This is a genomic window from Sphingobium sp. EM0848, from assembly GCF_013375555.1.
GTDB lineage: Bacteria > Pseudomonadota > Alphaproteobacteria > Sphingomonadales > Sphingomonadaceae > Sphingobium.
The window spans coordinates 1-17,083 of the sequence record NZ_JABXWB010000005.1; the positions used below are offsets into that span (position 1 = coordinate 1).

The window sequence follows — 17,083 nt, forward strand, 5'->3', positions numbered from 1 at the left end:
ATGCAACAGGGGTGTATTCGCGCGGGCGTATCGCTCGCAGCGATGCTGATAGCCATGCCGGCGATAGCGCAGGATGAAGGCAACAACCAAGGCGGACTGCACGACATCATCGTCACTGCGCAGCGCAAGGCGGAAAATCTTCAGGATGTACCTATTTCCGTTACCGCGCTCACATCGGATTCGCTGACGTCTAGCGGTATAAGCGACACAACCGAGTTGCAGGCCGCCTCGCCCGGCCTCGTCACGTTCCAGACCGCGAATAACTTCTCGCCCTTCATCCGGGGCGTCGGCACCAACCAGACCGCCAGCGGGTCGGAGGCCTCCGTCGCCCTCTATATCGACGGTGTCTATCAAGGCCCCAAACCGGGCAATGTGATGGATCTGGGCGCGATCGAGCGGATCGAGGTGCTGAAAGGCCCGCAAGGCACATTGTTCGGCCGCAACGCAACTGGCGGTGCGATCAACATCGTCACCAAGGACCCAACCGTCGATCCCGCCATCAGCGCCGAATTCGGCTATGGCCGATTCGATGAAAAGACCAGCCGCGCCTATGCCAGCGGCGCCGTCACAGATACGCTGCTCGCCGCTGTCTCTTTTTCCGGTAAATGGTCCGACGGCTATATTCGCGACGTCTATCGCAACAAGGATCAGGCGCCGGTCAAGAGCCTTAACGGCATGCTGAAACTCAAATGGATGCCGACCGACCGGCTGACCGCGACGCTGACAGGCGGCTATAGCTATCTCGACGATCCGACCTTCATGTCCGCCCATGCCGAGCCGGGCACGATCTCGACGGCGGCAGGACTTGGCTTCCTCGCGCCCACCGGCCCGCGTGAGGCCGCGACCAGTGCGGAGGACGCCATCTCCACGGTGAAGACGGCGCGAGCGACACTTAACGTCAATGCCGATCTGGGCGGCATCGATCTCGTCTCGATCACCGGCTATGTCCATATGGACGCCTTCAATTTCTTCGATCTCGACAGTTCGCCTGCTAATATCCTGCATCTGTCAACCGGGCAGATCGGCCGCCAATTCTCGCAGGAATTGCAATTGCAGAAGAATGACGGACCGTTCCGCTGGATCGCGGGCCTTTATTATCTGCGTTTCCGCGACGGGTACGACAAATTCCCCAAACCCTATCTGCTGCAACAGAATCTGCCCTTCGAATTTCGCCCCTCGGACCTGATAACGGGCAGGGTAGCGCTGGCCCGCAGCGCCATCGTGACCACCAACACCGGGTCGATCTTCGGTCAGGGCACCTATGATATTGCTCCGACCACGCGCATTACCGCAGGCCTGCGCTACAGCATCGAGAAGAAGGCAGTGAAGGGGACGCAATATCTGATCAACGGCACCCCCGCGCCGGGCGCCGGGATCGAGCTGGACGCAGGCAGCGGCGACCCGTTCGGCGCCGTGCAGAATGCGACGGTCGATCTTTCCAAGACCTTCAAGAAGCTGACGTGGCGTCTGGCGATCGACCATGATTTTAGCGACGACATCATGGGCTATGCCAGCTATACGCGTGGCTTCAAGAGCGGGTCGCTAAACGCAGGCATTATCAGCAACGCGCAGGTGCCGGTGAACCCGGAAGAAATCGATGCGTTCGAAGTCGGCCTGAAGTCGGAACTGTTCGACCGCAAACTGCGCCTCAACATCGCCGCTTTCTATTATGACTATAAGGATATTCAGGTGTCGCTGGTCACGGCCGGTTCGACCAGTGTGACCGAAAATGCGGCAGCAGCGCGGCTTTACGGCCTAGACGTCGATTTTGTCGCGGCGCCGACGCGGCAGCTTACGATCCGGGGCGGCATCAACCTGCTCAATTCGAAATATAAAAAGTATGAGAGCGCCGCGCTATTCCTGCCGCGCACCGCCGCCACCTGCCCGACGGGAGCGGCCGCGCAGGTCACGCTGGACCAGGCCAAGGCGATCGCCACACTGCCGCAACTGGGCGGCAATTGCACCTATCGGCTGGACGCGTCGGGATCGGACCTGATCATCGCGCCAAAGCTCACCGCCAATATCGGCTTCGACTATGATTTGCCGATGGGGAATTCGCGCCTGACCCTGTCGTCGTCGCTCTACTATAATGATGGGTTCGACACGGCCGCTGGCGGCATCTTCGCCCATGTGCCCAGCTATGAGGCGTTGACCGCGTCGGCGACATGGAACGGACCGGACGATCGCTATTTCGTGCGGCTGTGGGGCCGGAACCTTACCAACGACATCCACCCCGAACTGATCCTGCCGCTCGCCACAACCTTTCAGGAAGTAAGCAGCATGCCGCGCAGCTATGGTGTGACGGTGGGTTTCAAATTCGGGGCGCGATAGAGTGAACCATGGTTTCGAGCGCAGTCGGGAGACCATGGCCTCGACTGCGTTCGAACCCAACGGAGAGCGATCATGAAGGCTAAAGGCGAGTTCGCGCAACACTGGCCCGCACTGACCGGCGCCACCACAGCGGCCGGGACTGGCGCAGCGCTGTTCAGCTACACCACCAATTATTTCATCCTGCCGCTGGAAGCTGGGGAGGGATGGAGCCGGAGCGCCATCGCTTTCGGGGCGACGCTCTACATGCTGGGAACGGCGGCGATGATGCCGCTGATCGGTATGCTCGCAGACCGGCTTGGCGTCAGGCGGGTCGCGCCGGTGGGCCTTGTGGGTTATGGGCTGCTCTGTCTGGCACTGACCGTGCTGCCCGCCCGCTTGCCGGTATTTTACGCCACCATGCTGCTGATCGCCCTGTTCTGTTCGGCGACCAGCGGCGTTGTCTTTGGCCCGTTCATCGCAGCCCGTTTCCAGCGACGGCGCGGCGTGGCGCTCAGTATCCTGCTCAGCGGCAATGCTGTGCTGCTGGTGCCGCTGGCACCGATATTGACGGCGGCGATTGCCGATCATGGCTGGCGGGTGGGCTATGCAATATTGGGCGGCTGCGCCTTGCTGATCGGCCTGCCGAGCGCCCTCCTCGCGACACGCGGCAAACCATCTGGAACGGCGAGAACCAGCGGCCATGCGCATGACGGCACGACCATTAGGCAGGCCATCCGCACCGCCACCTATTGGAAGATCATCCTGGGCGTCATCTGTTCCACTCTGGCTCTGGGAGGCTTTCTCAACCAGCTTTCCCCACTGCTGGTCAGCCGAGGCCTCTCGACCACGCTCGCCGCCTCGCTGATGTCGCTGTTCGTGCTGATGGTGGTGATCGGCCGGGTGGCAGTGGGCGCGCTGCTCGACGCGCTGCGCCCTTCGCTGGTGTGCATGCTGGTGATGGCCGGAGCCGCAACGGGCGCCGCGCTGCTGCTGACCGAAGTGCCCTCGCCCCTGCTCTGCGCCTTGGTCGTGCTGCTGCTCGGCGCGGCCATGGGGGCGGAGGGCGATCTGCAAGCTTTCCTTCTGTCACGCCATTTCGGCCTTGCCAATTTCGCCGCGCTGTTCGGCACCTCTGCCATGTGTGCCGCCGCCAGCCTTGGCCTGGGCGCGTTGCTGTTCGGCACGCTCTACGACAGGACCGGCAATTATACCGCCGCGATCCTGATCGCCGTAGGGCTGCTGCTGACAGCCGGCCTCTGCTTCGGGAGCCTGGGCGACGCGGCGAGAAAGACCCAACCCGCGATCGTGCAATGAAGCGGGGGCCAACGCCCCTGCCCCTGCCTTTATCCATTATCCGCAATGATCAGGTCCGCCGCCCGCCAGGCAATGGCGGTCGCCGGACCATTGGTATTGCCCGCGACGATGAACGGCATGATCGAGGTATCAATCACCCGCAGGCCGTCGATCCCGCGCACCCGAAGCCGGGTATCGCAGACCGCCGCCTCATCCCGGCCCGCCGCACAGGTGCCGGTGGCGTGATAGGCTCCATTGCCCATCTGATCATAGGCGGCGATAATCTCATCATCGCTTTCATATCGGGCGCCGGGCCGCGTCTCTTCCTGAACCAGATCGCTGAGCGGCGACTGCTTCACATAGTTGCGGGCATAGCGCACGACATCGATCATCGTCTGCCGGTCATAGGGATCGAGATGATAATTGGGAACGATCTCCGGCAACGCGTTGGGATCAGCCGAGCGGATCATCACCGACCCCAGCGACCGCGGCCGCAACAGATAGGCGCAGATCTGGAAGCCACCATGCTTTTCCGTTGCCAGAGCAGGCGAGCTATAATCCATGGTAAAGCCCGCGAGCAGGAACTGCCCATCGGGCCGGGGCGCATCGGGCCGCGTCTTGAACCAGGCGCCCGCCTCATAGGTCGCATTGCCCATGCGCCCGCTGCCGCCCAGCAGATAATATTGCAGCACATTGCGGACGAGACGCAGGCCGCGATATTCCTTATTCTCCGAAGCGCCATCATCGGCACGGAACTGCATGACGATGGCGCGGTGCTCACGCAGATTCTGGCCGACATTGGGGCTGTCATGCACCACATCGACGCCGACCGAGCGCAGATGGTCGGCGGCACCGATGCCGCTGCGCTGGAGGATGGCGGGCGATCCCATCGACCCGGCGCACAGCAGCACCTCCCGCGTGGCGCCATAGCTGACGGGGGCGCCCGCCCTCATGCCGACGACACCCACGGCCCGTTTTCCGTCCATCAGCAGCCTGTCGACCACAAAATCGGTGATGACGGTCAGATTGTCGCGGCTCTGCACCGGCCGAAGGAAAGCCACCGCCGAACTCTGCCGCTTGCCCTTATAGACGTTGCGGGGCGCATAACCGACCCGCTCGACATCCTGGGGATCGTTAACGTCGACCTTCCGGGTGAGGCCCAATTTCTCGCCCGCCGCGATGGCCGCATCGATCAGCCGGTCGCGTTTGGGCACGGTCAGGCGCAGAAAGCCCTTGTCACCCCGCGTCGGCGCGGCCCCCAGCTCATGATTTTCCAGTTCCTTATAAGCCTGACCGATATGCTTCCAGCTCCAGTCGTCGCCAGCGATGCGCGCCATCTCGTCATAATCGGCATCCTGCCCCCGCACATACATCATGCCATTGACCGCGCTCGATCCGCCCAACGTCTTGCCGCGCACCCAAGGCTCGGCATTGCCAGCCGTATAATGGTCGGGCTTCGTCATGTAGAGCCAAAGGAAGTTGACGTTCGCCATGATCTTGGCGATCCCCTTGGGCATGTGGATGAAGGGATGGGTGTCGCGCGGCCCAGACTCGATCAGCAGCACCTTGACCGCAGGATCGGCGGATAGACGGTTCGCCAATACGCAGCCCGACGATCCCGCACCCACGATCACATAGTCGAAACTTTCCATCACCCACTCCGCATCAATCAATGGCGGACGCCAGCCGATATTGAGTCTTGCGCCAGCCTCTTTTCTTCTCCTTATTCGATCAATTAAGATTATCCGTCAACAAGGAGAGAGAAAGATGGGATTCGGGAAAATGCCGATTCTGGATCTGAGCCGTTCAGTGCGCGGAAGCCGCGTGCTGGTGACGGGCGGGGCAAGCGGCATGGGCCGGGCCACAGCCTGGCTATTCGCCCGCGAAGGCGCGAAAGTCGCCCTGACCGACATCGACGCTCAGGGCGCCGAGGAAGTCGCGCAAGCTATTCGCAACGAAGGCCATGACGCGCAGGCATGGCTGCTCGACGCGGGCGACCGGGAAGCCATCCAGCGCATCGTTCCGGAAATCGCGCAGGCTCTGGGTGGCCTCGACATCATCGTCAACAATGCGGGCATTTCCGCCAAAGTGCCGTTCGACGCTCCCGATTATGACGCGAACTGGGACCGCAATCTCGCAATCACGCTCACCGGGCAGCAGGCCGTGATCCGCGCTTCCATTCCCTTCCTCATGGCTTCGGACGCGCCGCGCATCATCAATATCGCCTCGACCGAAGCGCTGGGCGCCAGCGCCGGTTTGAGTGCCTATTCCGCAGCCAAGGCCGGCGTGATCGGCCTGACGCGCTCCTTCGCGGTCGAGCTGGGCCGCCATGGCATCACCGTTAATTGCCTCTGCCCTGGCCCGATCCTCACCGGCATGACCGACCATCTGACAGAGGAAGACCGCGCCACCTTCGCCCGGCGCCGCACGGCGCTGCGCCGCTATGGCGACCCGATGGAAGTCGCGCATGTGACGCTCAGCCTGGCGCTGCCCGCCTCCTCCTATATTACCGGGGCAGTGATTCCGGTCGATGGCGGGCTATCGACACGGCACGCCTGAACCAATGTGGCGAAGCGGCTTGCAAAACTAATCTAATTAGAATAGAATCATCCTCACAAACAGGAGGAGGGTACAGATGGCCACTGTTGTGCCAGAGGAAAGTACAGCGTCGACCGAGGTAAAGGCTCATGAAGTGCGCCCCCCGCGCAAACCGAGCGCCAGCCAGATCGCCGCAGCGCGTTCGCTGCCCAACAATAATGAAGCGGTGTGGCCGGCCTTCACGACCAAATTGCCCTCCAGCCTCTATATTGACGAGGATCGGTTCGATGAGGAGCATCGCAAACTGTTCATGACGCTGCCGCTACCGCTGGCTCCATCCGCCTTGCTGGCGGAGCCGGGCTCCTTCGTGTGCCGCGACGGTTTCGGCCAGTCGGTGATCCTGACCCGTGACAAGGATGGCAAGGTCCATGCGCTGGTGAACAGTTGCCGTCATCGTGGATCACGCGTGACCGAAAATGACGAGCCGGCCAAGGGCCGCCTGATGATCTGCCCCTATCATGCCTGGAGTTATGACCTCAGCGGTAAATTGATGGCCGTCCCCCGTCGCGAAGTGTTCGGCGAACTCGACAAGTCGGAACTCGGCATGGTGAAGCTACCCTGCGTCGAGAAGGGCGGGATCATCTGGGTCAAGATGGATCATGAAGCCAATGACGACTTCTCCCATGTCTCGGATGAACTGGTAGCTGATTTCGATGCCTTGGGTGTCGCTGACATGCACATGTTCGCGCTACGCAAACATGAGGTCGAAGGCAATTGGAAATTGATTCTCGACACCTTCCTGGAGGGCTATCACGTCATCCGCCTGCACGTACAAACCGTGGGTCCGCTTTATGAGGATACGGTGGTGCAGGTCGACCGGCTCGGCTCCCATCTGCGCCAGACGTCAGCGCGGGTCGGCTTCACAAAGGATATATTGGCCCAGAATGAGGAGTCGGTCGACGATCTTCGTCGGGTCGTCACCTATGTCTATACGCTGCTGCCCAATGTCGCCTTCATTTGCAGTCAGGATTATTGCAATATGCTGGTCATGCAGCCCAAGGGCGTCGGCAAGACGATCGTCCACAATTTCATGCTGACCAACGTCAATCCGCAGAGCGAGAAACTGCGCCAGAAGTGGGAAAAGTCACTGGAGCTGACCGACGGTCTCGCCTTCCCGGAGGATTTCTCTGCGTCGGCGGCTACCTATCAAGGCCTGACGACGGGCGTGGTCAAGGAGTTGATGATCGGCGGCATGGAAGTGGCCATGGAGCATTATCATGAGATGATCGAAGAGATGGTGGCGAGGGCCTGACCGCATTCCGAACGATTATTCTTTCAAAAATATCTTCTTTTCTTCGTCATCCCCGCGAAGGCGGGGATCCATCTCCCGCAAGTTGCGCCTGGCGCAAGGTCAGGAGATGGGTTCCCGCATTGGCTGGCGCCGCCCTTCGGGTCGCGGGAATGACGCATTTACTTAGATGCGACTACATTCCCAAAACGAGTCAGGCCGCAGCCCGGACCCAGATCAGTTCGTCATGCGATTTGACGCCATCGGCGGTGACGTGGCCATCGGTCGTCAACATCAGATGCCCCTCCGCCGTGAAGCTGATGTAACGCTCCAGCGTGTGCCCAATCAGGTCGCTGATCGAACAGGCGTCAAGCCGATGCGATACCGTCGTCCCTTCGACATCCCAGGCTCCCGAATAAGCGAGGAAGGTCGACCAGGACTGCGCGGCGGTGCCCGCTACCCATTCCGGACTCATCAGGAACGCGCACATCAAGCCGCCGTCATCGTAGATCAACCGTCCGCTCGCCCCCTCCCCCATAGGATAGCGGTAAAATTCGCCATTGCGAAAACGGCGCAGGCTGAGCAGCGACCAGGCGCCCAGCACCGATCCTCTTATAACACTCATTTTCCTCTCCAGTTTTTACGATGATCAGGCCCGCTTGCCCGTGTCGGTCAATATGCCGCCCAACACCAGATCAAGCAGCGCATTGGTATAGTCACGCCGCAACACCTCATCGATCCGATCGATACCGAAAGCATGGTTCAGCACATGCTGGCCAAAGAAAAGCTGATCGCACGCGCCAAGGACGATGAAATAGAACATCATCGGATCGATGCGTTTGAACTGACCGCTCTCCATCCCTTCCTGTAACAATAAGCGTTGCGTCTCGGCCAGAGGCTTGGAAATGGTTTCGGACACCCTGATCGCCAGTTCCTGCTCCATCAGCATTGCGTGGATCAGTCGGTTCACAAAGGGATAGCGGAAATAGACGTTAATGATGCCCTTGATATGCAGCTTCAGCTTCTCGACCACGGGCAGGTCCATTTCGACCAGCCCTTTAAGTTGCTCTAGCCCCGCGCCAAGGACATTTTCGCACAACGCCAGCATCAACCCATTCTTGCTGCCGAAATAATATTTCACCAGCGCCGAGTTGAGCTGCGACCTCTGCGCAATTTCATTCAGGGAAACTTCAATGCTATTGCGTTCTATCATCAACTCGGCCGCAGCATTTAAAAGTATGGCGCGGGACGATATCTTTTCAGTTGCCGTGGACATTTTGGCCACAGCAGCTTTACTCGATTGCCTCACAGATCGCATGATTGTTCCCCGGCCCACTCAATCATAATCCGGCGCAGCCGAGGGCGGACCGAAACGAGCGATTTCCTTCGCCATGCCAGCGCGCACGGCTTCAATCTGATTGACGGTACCAAGCAAGGCCTGCTGTTCGGCTGCCTCAGCATTGAGTATACAGACGCTCAGCGCATCGTCCCCGATCGACAGGAGCCGCTTTCCAGCGCGGATCGCATCGGGACTTTTGCCCGCAATTTCTCGCGCAAAGGCCAGCGCCTCGGCGAGCGGATCGGCACAAACGCGGGTAGCAAGGCCAAGACGGGCGGCTTCCTCGCCATCGAAGATGCGCCCGCTGGCCAGTAATTCAACGGCCAAATCCGGGCGCACCAGATCGCGCAGCAAAAGCATGCCCGCCATATCCGGGATCAGGCCCCATTTGATTTCCATCAGCGCGAGCCGCGCCCTGGGCGCAACAAAACGCATGTCCGCACCCAGAGCGAGCTGGAAACCGCCGCCAAAGGCGACATCCTGCACAGCCGCGATCACCGGCACCGGAAGACGGCGCCACTGCATCACGGCTTGTTGGGCAATGTTGATGCCGCCATAGGCGCGCGAACTGATATCGATCCGGGTCCGGCCCCGCCCCTCGCTGTTGGCGAGGTTGGAGAGGTCGATACCCGCGCAAAACCCCCGCCCATCCCCGGATAGTACAACGGCACGCACATCGTTATTGCCGGCCAATTGATCGCCCGCCTGCACCAGCGCGTCAAACATCGCAGTGTCGAGGGCGTTCATCTTGTCGGCGCGGGTCATGCGCACATGCGCGACATGATCCACTATGTCAGTCTGCACGCGCGCTGACATGCCCCTCACTCCTTCTTTTCTTTATTGTTACACTGCAGGAAACATAGGTCAATCGTATAATTAATTAATCGAACAGCTTATTTTTGTTCGGCCCGGCAAAGCGGAAGAGGAAGGCCGCAACCTTGCGCATCTGAATCTCCTCCGATCCTTCGGTGATGCGGTAACGGCGATGATGGCGATAGATATGTTCGAAGGGCTTATGCCGCGAATAGCCGATGCCGCCATGCACCTGCATTGCCCGGTCCGCAGCCTCGCAGCACAGACGGTTCGCATAATAGTTGCACATGGACACCTTGTCCGACAGCCGCTTGGCGACTTCGGGATGCGGCATCTGATCCATTTCCCAGGCCGTCTTGTAGATAAGCTGGCGCAGCATCTCCGCCTGCGTCGCCAGTTCCACCAGAGGAAACTGAATGCCCTGATTGGCGGCGAGCGGCTTGCCGAAGGGTTTGCGCTCCGTCGCATATTTAACGGATTCCTGGATACAATAGACCGCCGCCCCCAGTGAACTCGCCGCCTGACGGATGCGATTTTCATGCACGAACGCCTGCGCCAGCGGAAGGCCATGGCCTGCCTTCCCGAACATCGCCGTTTCGGGCACCCAGATATTGGTCAGGCTGAGCCGGGGATGATCCGTCGGCATGTTGAAGGTCCAGAGATATTCCTCGACCACCAGTCCCTCGGAGGGCACCGGGACGAGGAAGCAACTGATCCCCAGCGCATCACCATCCTCGCCTTCGGTCCGGGCAAAAACCGCGCAATGCGTCGCGCGGTGCATGCCGGTGATCCACATCTTCCGCCCGTCGATCCGCCAACCGGGCACGCCATGGCGTTCCTCCCGCACCGCCCGCGTTTCCATGAAGGTTGCGTCGGAACCATGATCCGGCTCGGTCAGACCGAAGCAGACGAAAATCTCGTCGGAGAGCAGGCCGGGGATGAATTCTTCCTTCTGCGCTTGCGTCCCGAAATCGCGGAACATCACCACCAAAGGCTGATTGCCGACGATCGAATGTTCGTTCTGAAGGTCGTTGTGAAGGCCCAGCCCCTTGGCCGCCAGATGCTCACGGATCACCGTCATCCAAAGGTTGGAGCCGCCCTGGCCGCCAAATTCCACCGGATTGGCGAAGCGGAAATGCCCGGCCCTGTCGGCGCGCTTCTTCGCCTTGTGCAGCAGCTCTTCCCATTCCTTGCGCGGCAGACCGCCATTGTCCCAATCGGTGCGACTATGTTCGCGGCGATGGTCGAAGAAGCGGATATTGTCGTCCGCCTCCTCCAGCGGCTTGATCTCCGCCTCGATGAAACGGTCCAGCTCGGCCAGATAGTCGACAAGCTCCTGGGGCAGATCGAAATTCATGGGGCTTTCCTCTCCTGCTGTCTGGCGGCCCGGATCGCCCGCGCCTGCGCGATGCTGGCGTAGCCGGGCTGGTCGACCGCGATCTTCGCCAATGTCGTTTCCCATAAATGGTCCATCAGGCCGGGTAGGGCGGCCTCCACCACCCCCTCCCGCAGCCGCGCGGCGAGCAGGCGATTGAGATCGGCGGTCGTGCCATCCTGCCCCAGCAGCGCGGCGAGGCGCACATTTTCTTCTGCGTCGATAGTGGCCTCACCCGCGATCTGCCGCATTATCAAGTCCAGCGCATTGGCCGCGACGCGCGCCTGGAAAGCCGTTGCGCCAGACAATTTCGGAACAACGTCCTCCCGCAGCAAGCGGGCTATGGCGACCAGCAATTCCTCCGGCCGGGGATCATCGAGCATCGACGCCTCCTTCGATGGCCGCCAGCAGGTCGATCTCGCTTTCCGAAATGCGCCGCACGATCATGCCGCGTTCGACCGAGGGATCGTCGCTACGAAAGCGCGTCAGCATCTCGGCGCAGAACAGGCCCCAACGCAGGCTGCCCATGACTTCCCACCAATGAACCCGCGCTGGATCAATGACTTCTCCGCTGACCTTCGTATAAGCATCGAATAGCGCAGCGCGCTGCCCCAACCCGGCGACCGGCTGATCCATCCTGCCAAAGCGCCAGGGAGGCAGGCTGATCCAGGCCAAATCCTCTGCCGGATCGCCCAGATGCGCGAGTTCCCAGTCGAGCAGTGCACCGATGCCATTCGGCCCCACGATCATATTGCCCAGCCGGAAATCGCCATGAATCAGCGCCAGTTGGTCAGGTTCCGGCGGGGCGTTGCGCGTTGCCCAAGCGAGCGCCAATTCAAACACCGGCCGCGCTGTCGGATCAGCGTCCAGCGCCGCCCGGATAGTACGCAATGTCTGCGCAATGCCGGCGATGCGCATGGGCGGCAGATCATCGGCACGCGCCCGATGAACCTTCGCCAATATGGCTCCGAAGGACGCCACCAGCGTTTCCCGCGCGGCCGCAAACTCCTCATCGCGCTGGATGCGGCGGGCCAGAGTCTCGCCGTCGACATGATCGGTGACGAAGCCCTCGCCCAGCCTGTCGCCCGGCTCCAGCTCATGACGGATATGCGGGCAGGGCACGCCCTGCGCCGCCGCCGCCCTGATCGCCGCTGCCTCCACAGCGAACCCCGCCACCATTGGATGCAGCTCGGCTCCGGGCGTGCCGCGCCGCAGGATCAGCTTTTGCGCGACCTCCGCCCCCTGCGCCTCAAAGGCCCAGGTCTCCTGACTCGCCCCACCGCTGAGGCGCCGCATATGGGCCAGTTCAGCGCCGGGAACGATCCGGTCGACCAGTGCCGCCATCTGCTCGGGGAACGGATCGGCCATCTCCCGGCTTCCGCTTAGGGAATCTGGTTGGCAAAAATGGCCGAACTGTTGATCGGCGAACCGGGGCCGCCGCACACCAGACAGGTCTTCGCATCCGGCACCGGATTGGCCGACTGCCCGCGCAACTGGCGCACCGCTTCGATGGCGATATTGATGCCATGGATGAAGCCCTGCGCCAGATTGCCGCCCGACGTGTTAAGCGGCAGCTTGCCCGACGGCGCGATGAGGTTGTCGAACTTCAGATCCTCGACCGCGCTTTCCCAGCTGATGAGGCCGTGCCCGACCAGCGAAGACACACCCTGATAGGTGAAATTCTCATAGAGCTGGGTGACGTCGATATCCTTGGGACCAAGGCCGGTGCTTTCCCACAGGCGGCGCGCAATCGGCTCGAACCCGGTCGACGTATAATCATCGTCATTTTCGAGCAGGTCGCCCCAGCCCTTTTCCGCGCCGATCGCGGCGGCCAGCAGATAGACCGGCTTTTGTTTGAGGTCGCGCGCATGCTCGGCCGACACCAGCAGGATCGCGCCCGCCCCGTCATTCTCGCGCGAACAGTCGAACAGGCGGAGCGGCTCGGCAATCCAGCGCGCATTGCGATAAGTCTCGATATCGAATTGCTGGCCGTAGGACACCGCCTCCGGGTTGCGCGAGCCGTGATAATAGTCGGCCAGCACCAGTTGTTCGATGCTTTCCTGAGGCAGATTATGCTGCAACGCCATGCGCATCGCCCGCATCGCACAGATTTGCGCGGGCGACATCATGCCCGCAGCGATGAAGTGATTGTTCACATGGTGCGCCATGACCGCTGTGGACAGGCGGCCGCTATTACCCTGAACCAGCGCGCGATAGACGACAACCGCCTTGCACTGGCCCGTCGCGATGGCCATGGCGGCCAGCTCGAACGCCCCCAGCAGGCCGCCGCCACCGCCGCCCCAGACCGCAGTCGACAGGCGCAATTCCTTCGTCCCCAGTTCCGGCATCAGCCGGTCGGGCTGGTTATGGTCGTCGCCATAGGAGACGAAACCGTCGACATCGGCGGGATCTAGTCCCGCATCCTCGCAGGCCGCGACGATCGCCCGCGTCAGCACACCACGCTCGCCATAAGGGGCACCGGCGCGCTTATATTGCAGCACGCCGACGCCGGCCGCTGCCACCTTCCCCATCAAACCATTCGCCATGTTCAAAATCCTTTTCCGTGGGGAGTGCGCGTCAGGCCGGGAGCCAGCGGATGGCGGGAATGTCCTGATCCCCGAAACGCGTGGTCGCGATCCGGCCGACCAGCGGCAGGTCGAGCGCCAGCAGGCTCTCATTGCCTTCATACAGGCCCAGTAGTCGCCGGTCCCCAGCCTGGGGCAGAGTGGCCAGCACAGTCACATAGGGCGTGCCGATACCCTCCGTCCCGGCGAAGGGATGCCAGGTGCGGGTCCAGCTGAACAGCTTGCCCTTCAATTCCACCGCATGCCATTCCGGCTCCCAGGTACCGCATTCGCCACAGCGCGACACGGCAGGCCAGGTCCATTTGCCGCAACCCTGGCATTTCTGCATTTCCAGCCGCCCTTCCGACAGGGCTTGCCAATAGGGCGCGTCAGCGGGTCCGGTGCGAAGGGCTTCGTAGTCCAAGTCTCTCTCCATCCTATGCTGCGGCGATCGATGACTCCAGGGATATGTGGAGCATCCGGTCGCTCGCGGCATATTTCAATTGCATGATTAATTGATATTTCGCAATGCGGAAAAGCTCAGGCGACATTATGCGCCTTCATCGTCTCTCCCAAAGGCGGCGTGTCTTCCTTCTCGATCTCCAGCGTCAGCAGATGGCCAGCGGTCATAATGTAGAAACCGGACACCAGATTGAGCTCGACCAGTTCGCCTGGCGTGAATTCCCCTTTGGCCCTGTCGAAGACCGCGTCGCTGACACGGCCCAGCTTCTTGATATCCTCGGCATAGGCGACGGCGATTTTCTCGCGCTCGGTCAGCAGGGAAAAATCACCGGATTTCATGGTATTGATCTTGTCATCGGAAAGGCCGACGGCACGCCCGACGCTGACATGCTGATACCATTCATAGTCGGACTCGCACAGCACGCCGATCCGCAGGATGACCAGCTCACGCAGGGGCGGTTCCAGCGCGCCCTTGCGCAACAGCGCCGCCCCCAGCTTCGAATAGGCGACCATCAGAGTCGGCGCATGGGCCATCATGCGATTGACATTGAGCGAGCCCATCCGTTCCAGCCGGTCAGCGATCTCCGGGTCCAGGCTGGCGGGATCGGGATAGGGAATGCGGGCCATCAGCGTCTCTCCTCAAGGGCGGTCGGCAGCTTTTTTAGCTGAGTGATGAAATTAATAAGCATAGCCGCTTCCTCCTGTAAACCAAATCATGTTAGGAATAGCCAACAAAGCTGGAGAGAGGCGAAATGGCGGGCACTTCCACAGATGGCGCGGACGCACCTTATTGGGCGAATTTGTCCGATGGGCGCTTGTCGATGCAATGCTGTCAGGGCTGCGGCGACTGGAAATGGCCTGCCGTGACGCGCTGCGGCCGGTGCGGCACCGATGAACCGCAATGGCGCGAGCTTCCGTTTGAGGCGGTAGTCTTCAGCTGGACCAAGGTCCACTACGCCTTTGGCGGCACGGACGGGATCGCCGCGCCCTATATTACGGTGCTCGCCGCTCTGCCGCAGGCCGGAAACAGGCGACTCTTCGGCCTCTTCGAAGGCGATGAAACCCAACTCGATTTCGATCTGCCGCTTGTCGGCCGCGCCAGCACGACCCGCTTCGGCAGCATCGACATTCCATCCATCCGCTGGCGCCTGGCCTGACCGACAAGAGGGAGAATATCATGGCCAAGGGTATCTATGGCAAGGCGGCGGTCGCGGGCATCGGCATGCTGCAATTTAAGCGCGGCCAGTCGCCCCTTAGCGAGCGCAAGGCGCTGGTTCAGGCGATCGTCAAGGCGTGCGAGGATGCGGGCCTGCACCCGTCCGAGGTGGACGGCTTCGTTTCCTATGGCGACGACCGCAGCAACGAGCCGCCCCGGTTGATGCCGGAACTCGGCACGAAGGAACTGCATTTCGCCACCCAGGTCTGGAGCGGCGGCGGCGGCGGGCTGCTCGGCGGGTTCGAGCTGGCGGCCATGGCCATCGCGACCGGCCATGCCAAGGCTGTGATCGTCTTCCGCGCGCTGGTGGAGGGCAGCACCGGGCGACTCGCCACGGCGGTCAGCGAGCATCATGTGAACCAGCATTATGCCGGTGTCGGCATGATGGCGATTGCACCGCTTTTCGCGATCCGGGCGCGGCGACTGGCGAAACAATGTCCCTTCATTCCGGCGGCGGTGGAGGCATTGGTGCAGGCCGACTATTATCATGCCGCGCGCAATCCGGAGGCGCTGGCCTATGGCAGGCCCTTCGACATCGAGGATTATCGTCAATCACGCTGGATTGCCGAGCCGTTCCACCTCTATGACTGCTCGCGCGAGAGCGACGGCGCGGCGGCCGTTCTGCTGGTGTCGGCCGAGCATGCGCGCGACTTGAAGGCAAAGCCCATCCACATGCTCGGCGCCAATTTCGGCGCGCCGGCGGGTTGGGGCGACCTGTTGGAAAATGATGAGGACTTTTCGCGCAATGGTTTCAGTGTCACGGCGCGAAGACTTTGGGAACAGACCGGGCTTGGGCCCAAGGACATCGACGTCACCCAGATCTATGAGAATTTCAGCTATCAGTCGGTGCTGGCACTGATCGAATTCGGCCTCACCAGCTATGAAGCAGCCGCCGAGGATATCCGTTTCGACAATCTGATCGCGCCGTCGGGCAAAATGCCGGTCAATACGGCTGGCGGCAATCTGGCGGGCGGCTTCATCCACGGCATGGATGTAGTGATCGAAGCGATCCGGCAGTTGCGCGGAGACTCCGCCAATCCGGTGCCGGATGCCCGGACCTGCCTGGTGACCGGCGGCCCCGGCGCACCCAGCAGCTCTGCCATCTTCGCCAATGAAATGCCTTGATACGAAAAATTTCATCGGTCCATTAATTTTGATGATGGCCGTCTCGACATCGCCCCTCCTCTCTCTTACGGCAAGGCTATGACCGATCCTGTCGCAACCCTGAACAAGCTGTTGCATGAGCGTCGCTCCGTGCGCGGCTTTCGCCCCGATCCGGTGCCTGCAGAGATACTGCATCGCATCTTCTCCATGGCCGCGCAGTCGCCGTCAAACTGCAATGTCCAGCCCTGGATCGTGCATGTCGTTTCGGGCAAGAGCGCAGAACGGGTACGCACGGCATTGCACGACCATGTGCGCGGCGGAGCGGCCGTTTCGCCGGACTATCCGCTGACCGGCCCCTATCCCGGCGAATATCGCAACCGTCAGGTCGAAGCGGCCAAGGCCCTGTTCGCAGCGACCGGCGTGGCCCGCGATGACCTGCCCGCACGCACCGAATCCTTCCTGCGCAATTTCCGTTTCTTCGATGCCCCGCATGCAGCCTTCATCCTGATGCCGGAATGGGCGCAGATCCGCGAGGCCGCCGACTGCGGCATGTACACCCAGTCTCTGATGCTGGCGCTGACCGCCCATGGCATCGGCTCCTGTGCCCAAGGCGCGCTCGGCCATTACGCCGATGTCGTGCGTGAGGCGCTGGGCGTGCCGGAGGGGCATCGCATACTGTTCGGTATCGCTTTTGGCTACGAAGAACCGGACCATCCCGCCAACCGCACCCGGACCGACCGCGCGCCGTTGCACGACACCACCATATTCCACGACTGAGCCA

The 17,083-nt window shown here is 61.5% G+C and carries 17 protein-coding genes; 7 read left to right on the plus strand and 10 right to left on the minus strand.

Translation table 11 applies throughout. The features are described from left to right. Positions 1-2,331: TonB-dependent receptor (locus HUK73_RS18235; RefSeq protein WP_176593312.1), on the plus strand; the 2,331-nt coding region annotated here is incomplete at its 5' end. A gap of 72 nt (positions 2,332-2,403) precedes the next feature. Then, positions 2,404-3,624: an MFS transporter gene (locus HUK73_RS18240; protein WP_176593313.1), complete on the plus strand. Its 1,221-nt coding sequence runs from the start codon at positions 2,404-2,406 to the stop codon at positions 3,622-3,624. 29 nt (positions 3,625-3,653) lie between these two features. Here HUK73_RS18240 and HUK73_RS18245 read toward each other — a convergent pair whose 3' ends face one another. Then, positions 3,654-5,255 carry a GMC family oxidoreductase gene (locus tag HUK73_RS18245; protein WP_176593314.1) on the minus strand — a complete coding sequence of 534 codons (1,602 nt, stop codon included), beginning with the start codon at positions 5,253-5,255 and terminating at the stop codon, positions 3,654-3,656. A 130-nt stretch (positions 5,256-5,385) separates the two neighbouring features. Between HUK73_RS18245 and HUK73_RS18250 the strand changes: the two genes are divergently transcribed. After that, positions 5,386-6,162 (plus strand): SDR family NAD(P)-dependent oxidoreductase, encoded by a 777-nt coding sequence (locus HUK73_RS18250; protein WP_176593315.1) that lies wholly within the window; start codon positions 5,386-5,388, stop codon positions 6,160-6,162. A gap of 76 nt (positions 6,163-6,238) precedes the next feature. Next, entirely contained in the window at positions 6,239-7,453 is a 1,215-nt protein-coding gene (locus HUK73_RS18255) for an aromatic ring-hydroxylating dioxygenase subunit alpha (RefSeq protein ID WP_176593316.1), read from the plus strand. A gap of 190 nt (positions 7,454-7,643) precedes the next feature. Here the strand turns inward: HUK73_RS18255 and HUK73_RS18260 are convergent, their stop codons facing one another. From HUK73_RS18260 to HUK73_RS18300, 9 genes are all read right to left on the minus strand, one after another. Next, positions 7,644-8,054, minus strand: coding sequence for a lipocalin-like domain-containing protein (locus HUK73_RS18260; protein ID WP_176593317.1), 411 nt, complete (start codon positions 8,052-8,054; stop codon positions 7,644-7,646). A 24-nt stretch (positions 8,055-8,078) separates the two neighbouring features. Then, the gene (locus tag HUK73_RS18265; RefSeq protein ID WP_369805562.1) at positions 8,079-8,747 is read right to left on the minus strand and encodes a TetR family transcriptional regulator; all 669 of its coding nucleotides are present in this window, start codon (positions 8,745-8,747) and stop codon (positions 8,079-8,081) included. Positions 8,748-8,765: 18 nt separating this feature from the next. Next, positions 8,766-9,584, minus strand: a complete 819-nt coding sequence (locus HUK73_RS18270) for a crotonase/enoyl-CoA hydratase family protein (protein WP_176593318.1) — start codon at positions 9,582-9,584, stop codon at positions 8,766-8,768. A gap of 64 nt (positions 9,585-9,648) precedes the next feature. After that, on the minus strand, positions 9,649-10,938 hold the full coding sequence (locus HUK73_RS18275) for an acyl-CoA dehydrogenase family protein (protein ID WP_176593319.1): 1,290 nt from the start codon (positions 10,936-10,938) through the stop codon (positions 9,649-9,651). Continuing rightward, positions 10,935-11,339, minus strand: coding sequence for a DUF6285 domain-containing protein (locus tag HUK73_RS18280; RefSeq protein ID WP_176593320.1), 405 nt, complete (start codon positions 11,337-11,339; stop codon positions 10,935-10,937). Before HUK73_RS18280 ends, HUK73_RS18275 begins: the two co-directional genes overlap by 4 nt. Then, complete coding sequence (locus HUK73_RS18285; RefSeq protein ID WP_176593321.1) at positions 11,329-12,324, minus strand: phosphotransferase family protein; 996 nt, start codon at positions 12,322-12,324, stop codon at positions 11,329-11,331. The genes HUK73_RS18280 and HUK73_RS18285 overlap by 11 nt, the downstream gene beginning before the upstream one ends. A 14-nt stretch (positions 12,325-12,338) precedes the next feature. Further along, positions 12,339-13,502 carry a transporter gene (locus HUK73_RS18290; RefSeq protein ID WP_176593322.1) on the minus strand — a complete coding sequence of 388 codons (1,164 nt, stop codon included), beginning with the start codon at positions 13,500-13,502 and terminating at the stop codon, positions 12,339-12,341. Between the two features lie 31 nt (positions 13,503-13,533). Beyond that, on the minus strand, positions 13,534-13,944 hold the full coding sequence (locus HUK73_RS18295; RefSeq protein WP_176593323.1) for a Zn-ribbon domain-containing OB-fold protein: 411 nt from the start codon (positions 13,942-13,944) through the stop codon (positions 13,534-13,536). Positions 13,945-14,060: 116 nt separating this feature from the next. Next, positions 14,061-14,609 (minus strand): carboxymuconolactone decarboxylase family protein, encoded by a 549-nt coding sequence (locus tag HUK73_RS18300; RefSeq protein ID WP_176593324.1) that lies wholly within the window; start codon positions 14,607-14,609, stop codon positions 14,061-14,063. Between the two features lie 125 nt (positions 14,610-14,734). On the opposite strand from HUK73_RS18300, the gene HUK73_RS18305 reads away from it, so the two are divergent. The 3 genes from HUK73_RS18305 to HUK73_RS18315 all read left to right on the plus strand — a co-directional run bounded on the left by HUK73_RS18305 (position 14,735) and on the right by HUK73_RS18315 (position 17,079). Beyond that, positions 14,735-15,139: a Zn-ribbon domain-containing OB-fold protein gene (locus tag HUK73_RS18305; RefSeq protein WP_176593325.1), complete on the plus strand. Its 405-nt coding sequence runs from the start codon at positions 14,735-14,737 to the stop codon at positions 15,137-15,139. Positions 15,140-15,159: 20 nt separating this feature from the next. Next, positions 15,160-16,323: a transporter gene (locus tag HUK73_RS18310; protein WP_176593326.1), complete on the plus strand. Its 1,164-nt coding sequence runs from the start codon at positions 15,160-15,162 to the stop codon at positions 16,321-16,323. A gap of 78 nt (positions 16,324-16,401) precedes the next feature. Beyond that, positions 16,402-17,079, plus strand: a complete 678-nt coding sequence (locus HUK73_RS18315; protein ID WP_176593327.1) for a nitroreductase — start codon at positions 16,402-16,404, stop codon at positions 17,077-17,079. Positions 17,080-17,083 lie beyond the last annotated feature (4 nt).

Bases quoted from the DNA above. Each gene is read 5' to 3' on its own strand.
- HUK73_RS18315 (WP_176593327.1), top strand. From the start codon at position 16,402: ATGACCGATCCTGTCGCAACCCTGAACAAGCTGTTGCATGAGCGTCGC.
- HUK73_RS18290 (WP_176593322.1), bottom strand. From the start codon at position 13,502: ATGGCGAATGGTTTGATGGGGAAGGTGGCAGCGGCCGGCGTCGGCGTG.
- HUK73_RS18300 (WP_176593324.1), bottom strand. From the start codon at position 14,609: ATGGCCCGCATTCCCTATCCCGATCCCGCCAGCCTGGACCCGGAGATC.
- HUK73_RS18245 (WP_176593314.1), bottom strand. From the start codon at position 5,255: ATGGAAAGTTTCGACTATGTGATCGTGGGTGCGGGATCGTCGGGCTGC.
- HUK73_RS18305 (WP_176593325.1), top strand. From the start codon at position 14,735: ATGGCGGGCACTTCCACAGATGGCGCGGACGCACCTTATTGGGCGAAT.
- HUK73_RS18255 (WP_176593316.1), top strand. From the start codon at position 6,239: ATGGCCACTGTTGTGCCAGAGGAAAGTACAGCGTCGACCGAGGTAAAG.
- HUK73_RS18250 (WP_176593315.1), top strand. From the start codon at position 5,386: ATGCCGATTCTGGATCTGAGCCGTTCAGTGCGCGGAAGCCGCGTGCTG.
- HUK73_RS18275 (WP_176593319.1), bottom strand. From the start codon at position 10,938: ATGAATTTCGATCTGCCCCAGGAGCTTGTCGACTATCTGGCCGAGCTG.
- HUK73_RS18240 (WP_176593313.1), top strand. From the start codon at position 2,404: ATGAAGGCTAAAGGCGAGTTCGCGCAACACTGGCCCGCACTGACCGGC.
- HUK73_RS18285 (WP_176593321.1), bottom strand. From the start codon at position 12,324: ATGGCCGATCCGTTCCCCGAGCAGATGGCGGCACTGGTCGACCGGATC.
- HUK73_RS18260 (WP_176593317.1), bottom strand. From the start codon at position 8,054: ATGAGTGTTATAAGAGGATCGGTGCTGGGCGCCTGGTCGCTGCTCAGC.
- HUK73_RS18270 (WP_176593318.1), bottom strand. From the start codon at position 9,584: ATGTCAGCGCGCGTGCAGACTGACATAGTGGATCATGTCGCGCATGTG.
- HUK73_RS18280 (WP_176593320.1), bottom strand. From the start codon at position 11,339: ATGCTCGATGATCCCCGGCCGGAGGAATTGCTGGTCGCCATAGCCCGC.
- HUK73_RS18310 (WP_176593326.1), top strand. From the start codon at position 15,160: ATGGCCAAGGGTATCTATGGCAAGGCGGCGGTCGCGGGCATCGGCATG.
- HUK73_RS18265 (WP_369805562.1), bottom strand. From the start codon at position 8,747: ATGCGATCTGTGAGGCAATCGAGTAAAGCTGCTGTGGCCAAAATGTCC.